The organism is Arsenophonus endosymbiont of Aleurodicus floccissimus (genome assembly GCF_900343025.1).
Lineage (GTDB): Bacteria > Pseudomonadota > Gammaproteobacteria > Enterobacterales > Enterobacteriaceae > Arsenophonus.
The window spans coordinates 1181230-1201005 of the sequence record NZ_OUND01000001.1 but is presented as its reverse complement, the minus strand read 5'-3'; the positions used below and the strand labels follow the sequence as shown (position 1 = coordinate 1201005).

Here is a 19776-nt window from a genome sequence, read left to right as displayed (position 1 = left end):
CTCAAAAAAGACCAATATTTCCGCGAATGAATAGCAAACCTAAGACAGAAAAAACAGAAATCACCGTTGGCCAACGTTTATTGCAGGCACGGGAAACGCTTGGTCTTTCCCGAGAAATCGTTGCCGAGCGACTTTGCTTAAAAGTATGCACAATACGTGAGATAGAAGAAAACAGCAATTCCCATAATGTTGATCCTACTTTCTTACGTGGCTACATTCGTTCTTATGCAAAATTAGTGAAAATTCCAGAAAAAGAAATTCTTGAATTATTGGATAAACATACACCAGCAAAAGCAGCTGTAGTTTCTCCTATGCAGAGTTATTCTCTAGGAAAAACCCGCAAAAAACGCGAAGGCTGGTTAATGAAATTTACCTGGCTAATTATCATTATTTGTATTGCTATGGTAGGTATTTGGTGGTGGCAGGGTTATAAAGTACAAAAACAAGAAATTGCTACGATGGCTGAACAGAATCGCTCGAATACTGCTAAAATGCCGGCAGATTTAGCTTCCTCTACTCCTGGTGAAGCGGCAGAGACTGAACGAAATAATTTAAATACATCGTCGACAGAAACTAATGTACAGCCGGTAACCTCATCGATAGCTAATAATGTCATATCACCGGCTCCTAAAACGCCATTAACTTCTGAAACACAGAGAAATAGTGATATAAATGCTAATATAGAGTCAGTAAATCCAGCAGAAGTAAAAACAGTACCATTGCCAAGCAGTATGAATAATAATAGTAATCCAGAACGCGATAGGACAGCAGAGGCTTCTGCTGATACTGATGCTGCTAGTAATAGAATCTGGTGATAGAGTTGTGATGAACTTTAAAGGGGAGTGCTGGTTAGAAGTTCGGGATGCTAAAGGTAAGATTTTATTTAGTGGTTTAAAAATGCAGTCCAGAAACTTGAATTAAATGGTGAACTTCCTTATCAATTTAATATTGTTATACCCGCCAATATTAATCTGTTATTCAAAGGTAATTCCGTTGATCTAAATTCGCTTTATTAAAGCTAATCGTCCAGCCAAGTTTAAATTGCCTAGATTGTAAATGAATATTGTAAGACAACATCTATAAATAATGATAAATTGTGAACAAATAAGAAGCCATCGTCAATTCGATGGCTTCAATTATAGAAATAGCGCAACTTATTAAACATGGATGTTGAAGGAGAGTAATATGCATAATCAATCCCCGATAAAAAGGCGTAAATCAACGCGCATTTATGTAGGAAATGTTCCCGTTGGTGATGGTGCACCCATCACAGTACAATCTATGACAAATACGCGGACAACGGATGTTGAAGCGACAGTTAAACAGATTAAATCTTTAGAACGTGTGGGCGTTGATATTGTGCGTGTTTCTGTGCCTACAATGGATGCAGCAGAGGCGTTTAAGCTTATTAAGCAACAAGTTAATGTTCCTGTTATTGCTGATATCCATTTTGATTATCGCATTGCACTAAAAGTTGCTGAATATGGTGTGGATTGTTTACGTATCAATCCAGGTAATATTGGTAATGAAGAACGTATTTGTCAGGTTGTTGACTGTGCACGTGATAAAAATATTCCTATTCGGATTGGCGTTAATGGTGGTTCATTAGAAAAAGATATTCAAGAAAAATATGGGGAACCCACGCCAGCAGCGTTAGTTGAATCGGCTATGCGCCATATTGATATATTAGATAGATTGAATTTTGATCAGTTTAAAATTAGCGTTAAAGCTTCAGATGTTTTTTTTGCCGTAGGCGCATACCGTTTACTGGCTGATAAAATTAATCACCCTTTACATTTAGGTATTACCGAAGCGGGTGGAGCGCGAGCCGGTTCGGTGAAATCTGCTATCGGACTGGGAATGTTATTGTCAGAGGGGATTGGTGATACATTACGCATCTCATTAGCGGCTGATCCGGTTGAAGAAGTTAAAGTCGGTTTTGATATTTTGAAATCTCTGCGTATTCGCTCGCGAGGTATTAATTTTATTGCTTGTCCAACCTGCTCACGTCAAGAGTTTGATGTCATTGGTACCGTTAATGCATTAGAAGAACGGTTAGAAGATATTATTACCCCGATGAATGTTTCAATTATTGGTTGTGTTGTTAATGGTCCTGGTGAAGCTGAGGTTTCTACCCTTGGTGTCACAGGGGCAAGAGCAAAGAGCGGATTTTATGAAGACAGGGTTCGTCAAAAAGAACGTTTAGACAATGTTGACATGATCGATCAGTTGGAAGCTAAAATTCGGGCAAAGGCCGTTATGCTGGATGAAAATCGGCGGATTGATATTGAACAATTAGATAAATAATTTAATCATATTGGCTCATAGAGTAATGAGCCGATTTTGTTTATGGATTGCACCCTGTTAATATTCACTTTTATAATCCATATTATGGTAGATTTTTAAATAGAGAAATAACGTGGCTAAAAACATTCAATCTATTCGCGGTATGAATGACTGTCTTCCTGCCGATATTCAATTCTGGCAAAAAATTGAAAACAAATTAAAACAAATCCTTGTTAGTTATGGTTTTAGTGAGATTCGAACTCCCATCGTAGAGCAAACCTCATTATTTTCTCGCGCAATAGGTGAGGTCACTGATGTAGTTGAGAAAGAGATGTATAACTTTGATGACCGGGATGGTGACAGTTTAACACTGCGCCCAGAGAATACAGCTGGTTGTGTACGTGCTGGGATCGAACATGGCTTATTGTATAATCAGCAACAACGTCTCTGGTATTCAGGCCCGATGTTTCGTTATGAGCGGCCACAAAAAGGGCGTTATCGCCAATTCCATCAGTTAGGTGCTGAAGTTTTTGGTTTAGCTGGGCCCGATATTGATGCCGAACTTATCATGATGACAGCACGTTGGTGGCGTGAGTTGGGGATCGCTAACCATGTTTCACTGGAATTAAACTCGATTGGTTCATTAGCAGCGCGCGCAAAATACCGTCAGGCATTAGTCACTTTTTTGCAACAGTACGAAGATAAATTGGATGAAGATTGCCGACGTCGACTGTCGACTAATCCGTTACGCATCCTTGATTCAAAAAATCCTGACGTGCAAAAACTGCTTAATGATGCGCCATTACTTGCTGATTATCTTGATGATGAATCGAAACAACATTTTGCCGGACTTTGTAAATTACTTGATGCAGCAGGCGTTCAATATCGAATTAATCAATGTTTAGTTCGTGGTTTAGATTATTATAATCGTACTGTATTTGAGTGGGTTACTGATGCATTAGGTACGCAGGGTACGGTATGCGCTGGTGGCCGTTATGACGGTCTAGTTGAGCAGCTTGGCGGGCGGGCGACCACCGCAGTAGGTTTTGCGATGGGAATGGAGCGCATGGTGTTATTGGTGCAACAACTTAATCCAGATTTTGTTGCTGGCTGTACCTTAGTTGATGTTTATTTGGTTGCCTGTGGTGAGGTAAGTCACCAGGCAATATTAGTCCTAGCGGAAAAAATTCGCGATAAATTGCCGGCTTTGAAATTAATGATCCATTATGGCGGCGGTAACTTTAAAAAACAGTTAGCTCGTGCAAATAAACACCAGGCGAAAATTGCTCTAATTTTAGGTGAAGATGAATGTCAATCTGATGAAGTCACAATAAAGGATTTGCGTACCGGCGAACAGGAAAAAATTTCTCAGCAGAATGTTGCTATACGTTTGGCTGAACTTTTAGCTTAAAGGAGACTCTGTGGAAGTCTATACCACTGAAAACGAGCAGATAGATGCTATTAAGCGCTTTTTTGTTAACAATGGCAAAGCATTAGTAATTGGGTTAGCTGTCGGCGTTGGCGCGATTATTGGTTGGAATTATTGGCAATCACATCAGGCAAGTCGTTTGCAAGAAAGTGCTCAAGCCTTTGAACAAATTTCCTCTCAATTGCAGATAGGATTAAAACAAGCGCTAACCGCTGGTGAACAATTTGCTAATGAAACAAACAATATTTATGGTGTATTGACCAATATTGAGTTAGCCAAAATTGCGGTGGAAAAGAGTGATATTGCTGGTGCAGAAAAAGCATTATTAAAGGCATTAGCAGTAGCAAAATTAGATGATCTTAAAGATTTGATCAATGTCAGATTGGCACGCGTACAGTTAGCTTTGAACAAGCCAGATCAAGCGCTGATCACCTTGACTCAAGTACAGGATAAAGGATGGAGTACGGTTGTTGAAGATATTCGGGGCGATGTATTACTGAAAAAAGGTAATGTCGCAGGTGCTCGTGCAGCTTATTCTAAAGGGATTGAATCAAGTGGAGCTGAAATGATGAAGACAATATTAAAAATAAAAATTAATAGCTTGCTAAACTAAGAGGAATATTAACATGCGATTGGCTAGAACGCTATTGGTTGGTTTGTTGGCAATGACTTTATTAGTGGGATGCTCAACGGAAAAAGATTCTATCGTAATGTCTCCTTTACCTGAGGTTGACAATCAATTTACCCCTTCTATCATCTGGCATCGCTCGATAGGGGATGGTAGTGGAAAATATTATTCTCAACTTTCACCGGCTTATGATGATTCTGTTGTTTATGCAGCCGATCGTAAAGGAACGGTGAAAGCAATGGATGTTGATTCAAGTGAGATACTATGGTCAATTGATTTATCAGAACATGTTGGTTTTTTCACGGCTAATTTGCCAGCCTTACTTTCCAGTGGATTAACGGTTTCAGGAGATAAACTTTATATAGGCGCAGAAACCGGCAAAGTTATCGCATTGAATAAAGCCGATGGAGAAATGGCATGGGAAACAGATGTTGCCGGAGAAGCACTTTCGCAGCCAGTAGTGAGTGACGGTTTGGTATTGATCCATACCAGTAACGGTGTGTTACAAGCGTTAGATGCACAGACTGGACAAAGTAAATGGAGTATTAATTTAGACACCTCGACATTATCAGTAAGAGGAAAATCAGCGCCAGCTACCGCTTATGGAGTCGCGATTGTTGGTAGTGATGTTGGTCGTATTAGCGCCATAATGCTTGCTCAAGGGCAGATTGCTTGGCAACAATATATTTCTCAGATCCGTGGTGCAACGGAAATTGATCGTTTGCACGATGTTAATATGACGCCGGTTATTGATACCAATTCAGGCGCTATCTTTGCTATTGCATATAATGGTGATTTAGTTGCAATGGATATGCGCTCTAGCCAAATTATCTGGAAGTGTGATCTAGGCACGGTTAATGATATTATTGTTACCAATGATATTATCTACTTAGTTGATCAAAATGATCGTGTGCTGGCCATTCGCAAAAATGATGGTGTCACTTTATGGACTCAAGATGCTTTATTACATCGCAATTTAACCGCACCGGCTATTTATGATGGTTATTTAGTAGTTGGTGATGGGGAAGGTTATCTTCATTGGTTAGATACCCAAGATGGTCAATTTATGGCACAAAATAAAGTTGATAGTTCGGGCTTACGCAGCCGTCCGATTATTGCCAGTGATAAATTACTCATTCAGGCAAAAGATGGAACTGTACATCTGATTGAACGTTAATTGCCTGACATTTTCTTATTTTCCAGATAGAATTAATGGCTGCTGATTCCCACAGCCGTTTTATTTTTTAGTATTCTGAAGATTGGAATCAGAATACCGATTTTAATTTTTATGAGGCATCTTAAAAATGATACCTGTCATTGCGCTAGTAGGGCGTCCAAATGTAGGAAAATCTACCTTATTTAACCGATTAACTCGAACTAGGGATGCGCTGGTTGCTGATTTTCCTGGTTTAACCCGTGACCGAAAATACGGCACAGTAGAGTTTGCAGGACATGAATTCATTATTATTGATACCGGTGGTATCGATGGTTCAGAAGAGGGAATAGAAACCCATATGGCTTCTCAATCCTTACTGGCGATTGAAGAAGCTGATATTGTTTTTTTTATGGTTGATGCTCGTTCAGGATTGATGCCAGTAGATCATGAGATTGCGAAACATTTGCGCAGTCGCAAAAAGGATCGTTATCTGGTAGCAAATAAAACTGATGGTTTGGATATTGATACAGTTTTAGGTGATTTTTATGCACTTGGGATCAAGGATATTTATCCCATTGCCGCATCTCATGGACGTGGTGTTACTCAACTGATTGAAAAAGTGGTTTCTCCCTATTCGCCGCAAAAATTAGCCAATGATATTGAGTTATCCCCAGAGGAGGCTAATGCAGCTTATTGGCTTGCTCAGGAGGAGAAAGAGGCGCTTGATAATAATAGTGAAGAAGAAGCCTTTGATCCGCGTTCACTACCGATTAAGTTAGCGATTGTTGGTCGGCCAAATGTTGGTAAATCGACCTTAACTAACCGTATTTTGGGCGAAGATCGGGTAGTTGTTTATGATATGCCAGGTACAACGCGTGATAGCGTTTATATTCCGATGGAACGGGATGGATGTGAATATATACTGATTGATACAGCGGGTGTGCGTAAGCGCGGAAAAATAACTGAAACGGTCGAAAAATTTTCGGTGATCAAAACGTTGCAATCAATTGAAGATGCTAATATTGTTTTACTGGTTATTGATGCCAGAGAGGGTATTTCTGATCAAGACTTATCATTACTAGGCTTTATTTTGAATGCAGGGCGTTCTCTGGTGATTGTAGTAAATAAGTGGGATGGCATGTCGCAAGAGGATCGTCAATCGGTTAAAGATATGTTGGATTTGCGATTAGGTTTTGTTGATTTCGCCAAAGTGCATTTTATTTCAGCGTTGCATGGTAGTGGTGTTGGTAATTTATTTGAGTCTATCCATGAAGCTTATAAATCGGCAACACGGCGAGTAAGTACAGCCTTATTAACACGTATTATGAAGATGGCAGAAGAAGAACATCAGCCACCCCTAATACGAGCTCGCAGAGTAAAAATGAAATATGCTCATGCCGGCGGTTATAATCCACCGATTGTGGTTATCCATGGCAATCAAGTTGCTGAATTACCCGATTCTTACCAACGTTATTTAATGAACTATTTTCGTCGCACATTACAGGTTATGGGGACGCCGATTCGTATTCAATTTAAAGAAGGCGCTAATCCTTATACCGGTAAGAAAAGTAAATTGACACCAACGCAGCTACGTAAGCGTAAACGTCTAATTGCCCATCTTAAAAAACGTTAATAAAAATTGCACACTTAAAAAATAAGTATGCTGCTAATATTTATACCCATTCTTTTTCGATTAGAAAATGATTATAAAGTTTTTCTTCATCTGAATTGGACTCAGGAAGATAGCTATATTCCCAGCGTGCTAGTGGTGGTAAGGACATTAAAATTGATTCTGTTACCACCACCAGTCTGCAGCCCGAATAGGGTTCCACGATCGCATACCAGATGAAATCCTGTATAACGTCCTCCGCGGTATAATTGAAATTGACGCTCGCGTTCATCCCAAGCTGTCTGTTTTCTTTTTTCAACAATAGGTAAATATGCCTTAAGAAAACCATTGCCAATATCCTGAGCAAAGTGAAAGCAGGTAGTAAAATCGGGTTGGCTTAAATCGTCAAAGAAAAGACCGCCAACCCCGCGCGGCTCATTGTGATGTTTGATAAAAAAATAGCGATCACACCATTTTTTATAGTTGGGATAAATTTCTTTTCCATAAGGTAAACATAGAGACTGTGCAATCTTATGCCAGTGTGTAATATCTTCTTCAAAGCCATAATAGGGAGTTAAATCAAATCCACCACCAAACCACCATACTGATGGTTCACCTGGTTTTTCTGCAATGAAAAAACGGACATTAGCATGGGCTGTTGGAATATAAGGATTGAGTGGATGAGTAACTAAAGAAACTCCCATTACTTGATAGCGACGACCTACCAGTAGCGGACGATTTTCTGTGGCAGAAGCAGGTAAATACTCTCCACTTATACGGGAAAAATTGACTCCTACTTGCTCAAAAGTCGTCCCATTTTTTAGTATCCGGCTACGACCGCCACCTTTTTGTTTATGTTGCCAGTTATGTTGGGCAAATTTTGCGGTGTTATCGATAGGTTCAAATTGCTGACAGAGCTTATCTTCCAAAGTGAGAAGATAATGCTTTCACTGCATTAATATCAGGTATATTCATAACATTCTTTTATTATTAGAGTAGTAGATTAACGGTTAATTATACACTCAATACGGTCTGAATACATTTTGTTATTGATTGGATTTGTTAGTATTGCAATAACGATAGCAAAATATTAAGTATGATTTGCCTATAAATATTAATAGTAGAGTTGTGCATGTATCTGTGAATCAAGTAAGCTAATTATAGTCTATTCAAAAACTGTCGTTGTTGGCATTTTAAGTCTATGGTTAATACTATAATTGTTGATTAGTAAAGTTAACCACAACCCAATTTCAGCTAAAAAGCAGAAGTATTTATCTATTCTCTTATTGTCAGAATAGAATGGATTTAATATAAAATTCTGACATTATTTAGTGTTGGTATTATTATTTAGGTAAATTTTAATTACTTACTATTGAAAAGCCAATTAGAGCGGTGTTAAATAAACAGAATAATAGATTTACGTAATAACCATATGATTTTATTGTAAATAAATTAAATTATTTAAAAGTGAAATAATGATTCATGGAGTATAAAATCAACATTTTCGGCGCTATTTTATTCATTTTATTTTGCTACCATCATTCTTGTTTAGATAATAAGAATGCCAATGTTTATTCTTTACTAATACTAAGTAGGTAAAAAAATATGGAAATAAGAACCTTTCAACAAGATGATTTCGAAGAAATTATCACATTATGGGGGCTTTGTCAGCTAATTCAAACAGATAGAGATCCTGAAGCAGATATCGAGCGTAAAATGTTATCGGGGGCAGATCTTTTTTTAGTTGCTGAAATGGCAGGTGAAGTTGTTGGTACCATCATGGGAGGATACGATGGTTATCAAGGATCTGCATATTATTTAGCGGTGCACCCTGAATACCGTGGTAGAGGGATTGCCAATGCATTAATTAGTCGTTTAGAAAAAAAATTAATTGCTAAAGGTTGCCCACAAATTATGTTTTTAGTACCTGAAGAGAATGATGCTACCATCTGTATGTGTGAGAAAATGGCTTACGGAGAGTTACAACAGGAAAATATTTTATATACTAAACGATTAATTGATGATCAAGCGTTTGAGTGATTAATGCAATTAATTTGATGATACCAATATTTATCTTTTTTGATATAAAATTTCATTAATTTATTTTTTGTAAAAATTTTTTATCGGTATTAGTGGGTTATTTTTAAACTGTCAGATTAATAAAAGTTAATTTCATCTTTATTTGAAAATCACTTGTTTTACTTACTTTTTTGTGGATTATTAACTTGTATTCTATCATGCTGCTAATTTCACACATTATAAACAAATTTTAAATAAAATTATTAATATTTTTACTTTTTTTATTATATTGTAAATTAATTTTAAGGGATTTTTATGCCACAACTTTTTGGCAACAGTCGATTACTTTGGTTAAAAGTGTCATTTGTAACAAGTCTATTATCACTAACCGGATGTAGTAGTATTTCATGGTCAAGTTTATATCCAATGAATTGGTTTGCCAGTTCAGTTAAAATTTCCGCTACCGGAGTTGGTCAGATTAATAAAATAACTCCGATGGAAGAACAGATTATTGCAGCAGCGTTAAATAACCGATACCATTTTCGTTCTGACATGCAAATTGAGCAGGGGCAATTAATATCTCTTTTCCAAGGTATAAATAATTTTCAAGAAAAGATAGTTATTTATGGTGTTGAGAATGGGAAAGTTAAGCGAATCGAAATTATGGATGAAGATATTAAAACAGTATGAGATACACAAATAGGAACACTATTCTCGCAAATCTATCAAAATGCAGTGCAAGGTAGTTGTTACCCTGATTCAAAGCAAACTAATATGTTAACTATCAATTGTATTTCTCCTCAATCTAGCCATGTTACTTATCGTTTTACTGGCAAATGGAGTGGTCCCAAAAATCTAGTGCCATCAAATGATGTTTTAGCTAATTGGAAAGTAAGTGGTATTATTTGGTCTGCACAATAATGATTTAATTTAGTAATAAATTATATCAAGACATGACATAAAAATTGAATTGTTTAAAACCCTTTAATCAAAGTTGCGTATTATAACTTTATTGCAAAGATTATCAGCTAGTTATGTTGCTATTAGCGTTGTTTTATTCTTTATAATAAAAATAATTAAGTAAATAATGTGGATTATTTGGAAAAATTTATTGGTAATAAAACGCCACTAGTTAAGTTTAAAAGATTGACTAAAAATAAGGATGCTGAAATTTGGGTAAAACTAGAGAGTAATAATCCTGCCGGTTCAGTCAAAGATAGAGCTGCCCTTTTTATGATCCAGAAAGCAGAAAAACGAGGTCAAATTACACCTGGTAACACCTTAATTTAAGCAACTAGTGGTGATATAGGGACCGTATTGGCAATGATGATAGTCACCATAAAGGGATATAACTAAAATTATTAATGCCAGAAAATATGAGTGTTGAACGTCAGTCAGTGATGCGAGCTTATGGTGCTGAAATAGTTTTGGTTAGTGAAGCGGAAGGGATGTAAGGGGCACGTGATCGTGCATTAGAGATGCAATTTCGAAATGAAGGTAAAGTGCTTGATCAATTTAATAATTTTGATAATCCGTTAGCTCATTTTATATGACGACAGGCCCTGAAGTTTGGTGTCAGACTGCGGGGGCGGATTACGCATTTTGTCTCAAGTATGGGGACAACTGGGACAATTACCGGTGTCAGCCAATATCTAAAATCTGAATCTAATAAAATAGAATAGAAATTATCGGTTTGCAACCAGCAGAAAATAGCTATATTCCAGGAGTTCGGCGCTGGTCTCAAGATTATATTCCAAGTATACTCAGATCTGCACAAGTTGATAGAATATTGGATATTACTCAGATAAAAGCAGAACAAATGATAAAGAACCTAGCAATAGATGAAGGTATCTTTGTGGTGTTATAGTTCAGGGCGCGCGCGTGGCAGGGGCATTACGCGTTGCTAAACAGAACCCTGTGGCAGTTATTGTGACTATTATTTGTGACAGAGGGGGATCGTTATCTTTCCACCGGGTTTATTTAATTGAATTAAATAATATCAAAAATAAATAGTTGCTTATAGGAAATAATTCTTGTTATTAAATAGCGAAATAGCGAAGAAGTTCCCTTCATAAATAATTAATGAAGGGATGAATAGTGGTTTATTTTTTGATCTGCATAATAACGGTTTCACCTACAACAATAGAACCACTAAGTTTAGTTAGCTCTTTTATTTCATCCATATTAGAAATGACCACAGGTGTTAATGTCGATTTTGCTTTTTCTTCTAGTAGAGGAAGATCAAGTTCAAGCACTAAATCGCCTTTTTGTACTTTTTGTCCTTCCTCTGCTATGCGGGTGAACCCTTCACCCTTTAATTCAACTGTATCAAGACCGCAATGGACAAATAACTCAATACCATTATCTGATTCGATAGAAAATGCATGGTTCGTTTCAAATATTTTACCAATAGTGCCATCAACTGGAGCAACAATTTTGTTACCAGTAGGCTTGATAGCAATACCATCACCAACAATTTTCTCGGCAAAAACAACATCTGGCACATCTTCTATATTAACAACTTCACCTGAAATTGGCGCAATAATATCAATAGTACCAGCGCTATTTTTATCATCTGAAACCAGTGATTTGAGTTTGTCAAACAGACCCATGGATCTTCTCCTAATTAATTGTTTTCTTATGGGGTCAAGAGTTGGTTGATGATTTTAACAAAGTGTTTTTTCTTTAATAAATGTTTCAACCAAATCCATCAATTCCTTCGCTGTCGGTTGATTAAGAGCTTGTTCTGCTAATGTTTTTGCATCTTTGAAATTTGCGTTTCGGATAATTTTTTTAATAGTTGGGATTGAGATTGCACTCATACTAAATTCATCTAATCCCATACCAAGTAATAATAGTGTAGCACGTTCATCACCAGCAAGCTCACCACACATACCTGTCCATTTCCCTTCTGAATGAGAAGTATCAATAACTTGTTTAATAAGTTTTAACACTGAAGGAGACATTGGATTATAAAGGTGAGAAATCAGATCATTTCCGCGATCAACCGCTAAGGTATACTGTGTTAGATCATTGGTTCCGATACTAAAAAAATCGACTTCTTTTGCTAAATGATGCGCAATAACCGCAGCTGCTGGTGTTTCAATCATAATTCCAACTTCAATCGACTGATCGAAAGAGTGCTTTTCCTCGGTTAATTGCTGTTTAAGTCTTTCTAGCTCTTCTTTCAAGGTGTGAATTTCTTCCACAGAAATGACCATGGGAAACATAATACGTAGATGGCCGAAGGCAGAGGCTCTTAAGATAGCACGTAATTGAGCATGCAGGATTTCTTTACGATCAAGGGAAATGCGAATTGCTCGCCAACCAAGAAAAGGATTTTCTTCTTTCGGTAGGTTCATATAGGGAAGATCTTTATCCCCACCAATATCTATGGTACGAATAATAATAGCCTGTGGCCCCATAGCTTCTGCAACCGCTTTATAAGCTTGAAATTGTTCTTCTTCGCTAGGTAAATTATTGCGATCCATAAACAGAAATTCAGTACGGTACAGACCCACACCTTCAGCACCATTACGCTCAGCACCTTCTACATCACGTACAGTACCAATATTGGCGCAAACTTCAACTTGATGACCATCTAAAGTTATTGCGGGCAAATCTTTCAATTTTGCTAGTTCACTTTTTTCACGTAAATATTCATCTTTAATTTGTTTAAGTTCGTCAATCTCACTATCAGATGGATTTTGATAAATATGATTATTGAGAGCATCTAAAACGAGATAATCGTTTGGCTGGATATTCTTGGTTGCATTGCTTGTGCCAACAGTAGCCGGAATTTCGAGTGATCTGGCCATAATTGAAGTATGAGAAGTGCGTCCGCCTATATCAGTAATAAAGCCAAGCACTTTCTTCAAATTTAATTGTGCGGTTTCAGAGGGGGTAAGATCTGCCGCAACCAAAATGACTTCTTCTGTAATTGAACCAAGATCAACAATAGGCAACTCTAAAATATTTTTTAGTAGGCGTTTACCAATATCTCTGATGTCAGCGGCACGTTCCTTGAGGTATTCATCATTTAATTCTTCTAATGCTGTGGCTTGTTCTTCAATCACTTTTTGGGCTGCAGCATCCGCAGTTTTGTGCTCTTTTTCAATGAAAGAAAAAATTTCCTGCTTAAATTCTTCATCATCAAGCAGCATTATATGGCCTTCAAATATTTCCGCTTTTTCTTCACCAAGATTTTTTTCTGCGGTTTTTTTTATCGTTTCTAATTGTGCTATTGCTTTATCGATTCCAAGCTTAACGCGTTCAATTTCACTGTCAATTTGGTTGTCAGAAATTTTCTTTTGATCGACAACAATTGGTGCTTCTTTAAGAATTAATGCCTTGCCGAAGGCGATACCTGGTGATACTGAAATACCTGAAATCATAAATGTTACCTTACTACCAATCGGCGAAAAATAGCTAGTTCATAGGACTGGTTTTGATACTAATAGTTAAATAGATAACCCCAGATAAAGGTATCCGAGGATAAAAAATAGAAAATAAATATTATATTGCCCGTTGTCATTACTCCAATTCAGCCATTAGCTTAACCAGATGTTTTACTGCTTTCTGCTCATCTTCACCTTCAGCAGAAATAGTGACAACCATTCCTTGAGTCAGGCCGAGTGTTTGTAGTTTAAATAAACTTTTAGCGCTCGCAGATTTGCCGTTATAGGAAAGTGTAATTTCAGAAGAAAAACTTTTTGCCTCTTTGACAAACTGAGCCGCCGGGCGAGTGTGAAGACCATTAGGTGCTGTGATGGTGACTTCTTGTTGGAACATATTTTTTCCCTCAACAAACTTAATATTTTTTATTAGTAAATCCAAAATATTTTAGCTGAAATAATCTGAATTTGCTTAATTACTTTTCAGTGATAATAAAAGAAAAACGTTTTTATTCCATTTATCAATCATAAATTTTATGTATATCGACATTATAGAGCCAGACATGCTAATTTGCCTGGTTTATGCCCTATTTGTAAATTTTTACTGCTTATTTTTTGATTAATTTCGATAGTCGAAATAATTAATGACTTAAATACTAAACTCGTTTCAAGAAATCATCTTAATACACACTAAACTTTGATCTACGACACAAAAAAAGCACTTTTAAAGTGCTTTTTTAGCTAATTGTGCGCAAAAATAGTCATTAGCTTGCATTGGCAGCAGAAAATAAATCTGTACTCAAATAACGTTCACCGGAAGAAGGTAAAATAACCACAATATTCTTATTTTGAAATGCCGGTTTTGCCGCTGCGTCAAATGCAGCACCTGATGATTATACAGGCTAAAATACCTTCTTTTTGCATAATTAGATGAGAGGTTTGTATAGCTTCGTCATCACTAATAGCAAACACATCATCAATAAGAGTAAGATCCAGGTATTAGGGATAAAACCAGCACCTATGCCTTGGATTTTATGTGGACCAGGTTTTATTTCTAGGCCAGCTAATGTCTGGCTTATTACTGGCGATGCGGCTGGCTCGACAGCAATCATTTTAATGGCTTCACCCGCCTGCTTTCTTTTTTAGATAACGGCCGATGCCAGTAATTGTGCCACCGGTACCAACTCCAGCCACGATGGCGGCTATCTCACTATCAGTATCTAGCCAAATTTCAGGTTCAGTTGTTTTTTGATGAATTTCAGGATTGGCTGGATTATTAAACTGTTACAAAAGAAGATAACGATCGGGAGCAGTGGCAACAATTTCGATGGTTTTTTCAATGGTGCCCTTCATGAGCCCTTAGCACCTTCAGTTAGGACTAAATTAGCGCCAAGCGCTTTTAATAATTTACGCCGCTCAGGGCTCATAGTTTCAGGCATGGTCAAGGTAAGCTTATATCTGCGCGCAGCGGCAACGTAAGCTAGGGCAATTCCGGTATTGCCACTGGTCGGATCGATTAAAGTTTTATTGGTTGTCAATTTGTCTAGTTTAAGGGTTAACAGACCTTTTTTTCTGCGTCCCAAATCATATTCGCACCAATACGGCATTTTACGCTAAAACTTGGGTTACGTGATTCGATTTTTGCTAACAAATTTCCGTTACCAAAGTGTTTCAAACGAACTAATGGAGTATGACCAATAGTTAGCGAGTTATCTTCAAAGATGTTGCTCATCGATCGTCCTTACTATTTTTCAGAAGCTATAAACATGCTCAAATATAGTACTAATCACCATACACTAAGCGAATTATTTTGGAAATAAAAATTTATCCTATCGTTATATCGCACGGGTGTTTATAGTCGCTTTGATTAATTTTTACTAACTGATATAACGGGATATTTGCTGGTAACTAATAACTATTTTTAGTAAATTAAGCTTAATTTTTATGTTGATTGCGGTTACTAACATCAAATATGCCACAATCATTTATTTTGATTATTATTACTATCTGATAATAGCTGAAGTTAGGGTAAGAAATTTTAGCTAACTTCAGCGTTTGAGTTAATGACGGTTATGTTTCAGACGGTAGAGATCAACCCACATTGCTGTTGCACTACATATTGCAACAGCATGATAACCAGATTGATATAGGGATCATTCGTCAGCAAATTGACTATTGCGTCAAACTGGATACTGGTTGTTCGATTATTGGCTAGTGCCAACTTCATTTGATCAAATTTTACTTTATGGTTATCAAAAGGATAATCACAATATTGAATTGCCATCATCCAGGCACCAAATAAAAACCATAAAATCGGTGCGATTGTCTGAGCAATACCGGGAATGAAAAACAGGATCAGCAACGGAATAACACGAATAAGATGGTAGCATAATTTTGTTACTTCCCGCGCTAAGATCATTGGTATGTCGGCAATAAGTACTGCAAAACTGGTATCGGGCGCTGGTGTTCCTGTTAATTCGGCTTCCAGTTTTTCCGCTAACCAGCAATTAAAAGGAGAAGCAATAAAATTGGCCATGGTACTAAAGAAATAGCCAAATATAAGTAAAATAGAGATCACCGCAATAGGCCATATTAGATAACTTAACCACTGCATCCAAATGGGAACATAAGAAAGTAATGTTTGGATCCAATCGCCTAATTTGCTGTAAAGCCACTACCGAGTAAAATAATATTTGCTAATAAGGGTAGGATAACAAAAGGTCTTATACTTGGACGAGTAACTAGCTGCTATCTCTGAGGAAAATAATAGAAACCATTCGCAGTTTTTAGTAATTTTCTTGAATTAATCATACTTCATATTATCTCCTTTAGGTTTGATCTTGTATCATATAGGTAGGATTTTTAGCTGGCTAGTCTTTTGTTGGCTAAAAAAACAGCGAAAAAAGAATAAATATCTAACTTTTTGTAAGAAAATTATGTAGAGGGTTGCACTTAACGTTATTGGCAAATACTCTTAATATAATGATACCGCTATGGTGGCGATTATTTTTTCAAACAACAGAGATAGAGCGATGCAGGATTTGCGTCTAATATTAGTGGTCGTTGGTGCGATAGCTATAATAGCTTTACTGTTACATGGCTTTTGGACAAGTCGTAAAGAGCGTTCGAAGCTATTTAAAGATCGCCCTATGAAGCGCCGTAAACAACCTAATCAGGATACACCTGAGAGTGCAGGCGATCCATCCCTTGGCGATAAAATGATGGAGGAGGCACAACAATCAGCATCTAAATTGACTAGTCAGAAGGCAAATGAACAATTTGCTTCCCGGAAATCTGAATCATCTAAGGTAGTGAAAGCACCTAACGATGATTCACATCTAGCTGATACTGAAGTAGAAACTGGATCTCGTGCTAAGCAACAAAAGAGAGTTCAGACTAAACAGCTTGAACTTGAGATTTCTGAGCCTGCGCTAAATTCAATTAATAGTGAAGAAAGGGAAGACGCTTTCGTAGCAAACACAGCAGAAAGCAGCCAACAGGCTGTTGATGGAGTTGAACATCCTGATGGTGAAAAACAACAAAGTAACTTAGCTGATGAAGCTGATAAAAAGGATATTATTGTTGTTTTACATGTTGCGGCACTGCAAGGTCAAGTTTTAGGCGGTGATCTGTTGTTACAAAGTATTTTTCAATCGGGTTTTCAGTTTGGTGAAAAGCAGATCTTTCATCGTCATGTTGATCCTTCTGGTTCTGGGCAGATTTTATTTAGCTTAGCCAATATGGTGAAACCTGGTTCTTTTGAGCCAGAGGCCATGTCTGATTTCACTACTCCGGGTGTATCTATATTTATGATGGTACCTTCATATGGTGACTCAGCACAAAATTTCAAATTGATGTTGCAAGCAGCACAACGTATTGCGGCTGATGTTGGTGGTGTCGTGCTTGATGAGGATCGCAAAATGCTGACACCTCAAATGATAGCGGAATATCATAGCCGAATTAGAAAAGCATTAACTTAAATATTAGATGATTAGTAATCGATCCCCGTGATAGCGGGTGTTTTGTCTTTAGTTGTATGGTGAATAATGAAAGAACAACAAAATTATCTTGCTCGGCTTAAACAGCAATTACAACATCATGAATATCTTTATCATGTATTAGATACGCCTGAAATACCCGATGCAGAATATGATCGGCTGATGCAGGAATTGAAAAAAATGGAGGCTGAGCATCCAGAATGGATCACTGCTGATTCGCCAACACAACGGGTTGGTGCTGGGCCATTAAGGGCTTTTGAGCAGGTACGCCATGAAATACCGATGCTGTCATTAGATAACGTTTTTGATGAAGAGAGTTATTTAGCCTTTGATAAGCGAGTACATGATCGTTTAAAAAATAATAGCCAGTTGACATTTTGTTGTGAACTTAAATTAGATGGTTTGGCGGTTAGCTTGTTGTATCAACATGGCGAACTGGTGCAGGCTACGACGCGTGGTGATGGTACAACAGGCGAAAATATTACGGCCAATATTCGTACCATTCGAGCAATTCCGCTCCGTTTGACCGGCGATAATATTCCTGCCTGTATTGAAATTCGTGGTGAAGTTTTTATGACTCATCGAGGTTTTGAAAAACTGAATGAAGAAGCTCGGCGTAATGATGGTAAAATTTTTGCCAATCCACGTAATGCCGCAGCAGGTTCATTGCGTCAGCTTGATCCTCGTATTACTGCCAAAAGGCCATTAGCCTTTTTTTGTTATGGTTTCGGCTTGTTAGCGTGCGGACAATTGCCTGCTAGCCAATATCAATGTCTAATGCAGTTTAAAAAATGGGGCTTACCAGTTAGTGATAAGGTAGCGCTTTGCCAAAATAGCCAACAAGTTTTAGCCTATTACCATCAAATTGAGCAAGAGCGTTTAGGCTTAGGTTTTGATATCGATGGTGTCGTTGTTAAAGTGGATCCGTTGTCGCTGCAAGAAGAGCTTGGTTTTGTTGCTCGAGCTCCTCGTTGGGCTACGGCATTTAAATTTCCCGCTCAAGAACAGATAACTTTATTGAATGATGTTGAATTTCAAGTAGGACGTACCGGAGCTATTACACCAGTTGCCCGATTAGAGCCTGTTCAGGTTGCAGGGGTCACGGTAAGCAATGCAACATTGCACAATACTGATGAGATAGAACGTTTAGGTATACGCATTGGGGATACTGTCGTTATTCGTAGAGCGGGTGATGTGATCCCGCAGATTGTTAATGTGCTCACTGAAAGACGTTTTACTGATAGCAGAGAAATTCTGTTTCCTATTCACTGCCCGGTTTGTGGTTCAGCCATTGAACGTATCGAAGGTGAGGCTGTGATCCGTTGTAGTGGTGGTTTAATTTGTGCCGCACAACGTAAGGGTGCATTGAAGCATTTTATTTCGCGCCGAGCAATGGATATTGAGGGCATGGGTGATAAGATTATTGATCAATTGGTTGATAAAGAGTATGTAACGACAGCGGCCGATCTTTACCGTTTAAATTCTGATATTTTAGCCAGACTGGAGCGTATGGGGCCAAAATCCACACAAAATCTAATTAATGCGCTTGATAAATCTAAACAAACCACATTAGCCCGCTTTATTTATGCGTTGGGTATTCGGGAAGTTGGCGAAGCAACGGCAGGCAATTTGGCGACACATTATGCGACGTTAACTTCGCTCATGTCAGCAGATATAGAGTCGCTAAAAACGGTACTCGATGTTGGCGAGATAGTAGCAAAGCGTATTATTAATTTTTTTCACGAACAACATAATCGCGATGTTGTTAATGAATTAGTGAACGAAATTGGTATTAGCTGGCCAGCTATACTAGTTAAGAAAACCAATAGTCCATTTGCCGGTAAAACATTAGTTTTAACCGGTAAATTAAATCGTTTAACGCGTGATGAGCTTAAAGACAAATTAATATTACTTGGCGCAAAGGTCACTGCCAGTGTTTCTAAAAAAACCGATCTGGTGATCGCAGGTGAAGCCGCTGGTTCTAAATTGGCAAGAGCAAATGAGTTAGGAATAAAAATTATTAATCAGGATGAATTAATGGAGTTACTACAAGAACATTAATCTTTTATGGCTTTTCTGCGTAGTAATTCGCAGGTTGTTGACTGCCTTGATTTCGTAATCGTTTTATTCATTATTTTAGCTATCAGTAAGTTAAATCACTAAATTACCCACTTAATACGGTTTTTAGCGATTAAAATCACGCCCGATTATTTTCTATTACATAAAATAATATAACTATTTGTTAAATTAAAAACCT

General features: G+C 37.6%; 13 protein-coding genes and 5 pseudogenes. 12 read left to right on the top strand and 6 right to left on the bottom strand.

Going from position 1 to position 19776, the window contains the following annotated elements; all coding sequences use genetic code 11:
• Positions 1–26: 26 nt before the first annotated feature.
• The 7 genes from rodZ (at position 27) to der (ending at position 7132) form a co-directional block, all read left to right on the top strand.
• A complete protein-coding gene (gene rodZ, locus ARADI_RS06745; protein ID WP_119711640.1) occupies positions 27–815 on the top strand; it encodes a cytoskeleton protein RodZ in 789 nt (262 codons plus the stop codon).
• Complete coding sequence (locus ARADI_RS06740; RefSeq protein WP_119711524.1) at positions 790–921, top strand: RodZ domain-containing protein; 132 nt, start codon at positions 790–792, stop codon at positions 919–921. Before rodZ ends, ARADI_RS06740 begins: the two co-directional genes overlap by 26 nt.
• Before the next feature lie 264 nt (positions 922–1185).
• Positions 1186–2307 carry a flavodoxin-dependent (E)-4-hydroxy-3-methylbut-2-enyl-diphosphate synthase gene (ispG, locus tag ARADI_RS06735; protein WP_119711523.1) on the top strand — a complete coding sequence of 374 codons (1122 nt, stop codon included), beginning with the start codon at positions 1186–1188 and terminating at the stop codon, positions 2305–2307.
• Between the two features lie 112 nt (positions 2308–2419).
• Positions 2420–3697, top strand: coding sequence for a histidine--tRNA ligase (gene hisS / locus ARADI_RS06730; RefSeq protein ID WP_119711522.1), 1278 nt, complete (start codon positions 2420–2422; stop codon positions 3695–3697).
• A gap of 10 nt (positions 3698–3707) precedes the next feature.
• Positions 3708–4328, top strand: coding sequence for a YfgM family protein (locus tag ARADI_RS06725; protein ID WP_119711521.1), 621 nt, complete (start codon positions 3708–3710; stop codon positions 4326–4328).
• A 13-nt stretch (positions 4329–4341) separates the two neighbouring features.
• A complete protein-coding gene (bamB, locus tag ARADI_RS06720; RefSeq protein WP_119711520.1) occupies positions 4342–5520 on the top strand; it encodes an outer membrane protein assembly factor BamB in 1179 nt (392 codons plus the stop codon).
• A gap of 127 nt (positions 5521–5647) precedes the next feature.
• Entirely contained in the window at positions 5648–7132 is a 1485-nt protein-coding gene (der, locus tag ARADI_RS06715) for a ribosome biogenesis GTPase Der (protein WP_119711519.1), read from the top strand.
• Positions 7133–7172: 40 nt separating this feature from the next.
• Here the strand turns inward: der and hemF are convergent.
• A pseudogene (gene hemF / locus ARADI_RS06710) lies at positions 7173–8083 on the bottom strand (oxygen-dependent coproporphyrinogen oxidase).
• Positions 8084–8713: 630 nt separating this feature from the next.
• Between hemF and ARADI_RS06705 the strand changes: the two are divergent.
• The 3 genes and pseudogenes from ARADI_RS06705 to cysM all read left to right on the top strand — a co-directional run bounded on the left by ARADI_RS06705 (position 8714) and on the right by cysM (position 11111).
• On the top strand, positions 8714–9148 hold the full coding sequence (locus ARADI_RS06705) for a GNAT family acetyltransferase (RefSeq protein ID WP_119711518.1): 435 nt from the start codon (positions 8714–8716) through the stop codon (positions 9146–9148).
• A gap of 294 nt (positions 9149–9442) precedes the next feature.
• A pseudogene (locus ARADI_RS17640) lies at positions 9443–10048 on the top strand (RpoE-regulated lipoprotein).
• Between the two features lie 168 nt (positions 10049–10216).
• Positions 10217–11111: pseudogene (gene cysM, locus ARADI_RS06690) on the top strand (cysteine synthase CysM).
• Between the two features lie 118 nt (positions 11112–11229).
• Here the strand turns inward: cysM and crr are convergent.
• From crr to cysZ, 5 genes and pseudogenes are all read right to left on the bottom strand, one after another.
• A complete protein-coding gene (gene crr / locus ARADI_RS06685) occupies positions 11230–11739 on the bottom strand; it encodes a PTS glucose transporter subunit IIA (protein WP_119711515.1) in 510 nt (169 codons plus the stop codon).
• Positions 11740–11793: 54 nt separating this feature from the next.
• Positions 11794–13521 carry a phosphoenolpyruvate-protein phosphotransferase PtsI gene (ptsI, locus tag ARADI_RS06680; RefSeq protein ID WP_119711514.1) on the bottom strand — a complete coding sequence of 576 codons (1728 nt, stop codon included), beginning with the start codon at positions 13519–13521 and terminating at the stop codon, positions 11794–11796.
• 139 nt (positions 13522–13660) lie between these two features.
• Positions 13661–13918: a phosphocarrier protein Hpr gene (gene ptsH, locus ARADI_RS06675; protein ID WP_119711639.1), complete on the bottom strand. Its 258-nt coding sequence runs from the start codon at positions 13916–13918 to the stop codon at positions 13661–13663.
• A gap of 367 nt (positions 13919–14285) precedes the next feature.
• A pseudogene (gene cysK / locus ARADI_RS06670) lies at positions 14286–15253 on the bottom strand (cysteine synthase A).
• A gap of 328 nt (positions 15254–15581) precedes the next feature.
• Positions 15582–16248, bottom strand: a pseudogene (cysZ, locus tag ARADI_RS06665) (sulfate transporter CysZ).
• Between the two features lie 305 nt (positions 16249–16553).
• On the opposite strand from cysZ, the gene zipA reads away from it, so the two are divergent.
• Together zipA and ligA are read left to right on the top strand one after the other, a co-directional pair.
• Positions 16554–17501: a cell division protein ZipA gene (zipA, locus tag ARADI_RS06660; RefSeq protein WP_119711638.1), complete on the top strand. Its 948-nt coding sequence runs from the start codon at positions 16554–16556 to the stop codon at positions 17499–17501.
• 66 nt (positions 17502–17567) lie between these two features.
• Entirely contained in the window at positions 17568–19580 is a 2013-nt protein-coding gene (ligA, locus tag ARADI_RS06655) for an NAD-dependent DNA ligase LigA (protein ID WP_119711513.1), read from the top strand.
• The last annotated feature ends 196 nt before the right edge of the window (positions 19581–19776 follow it).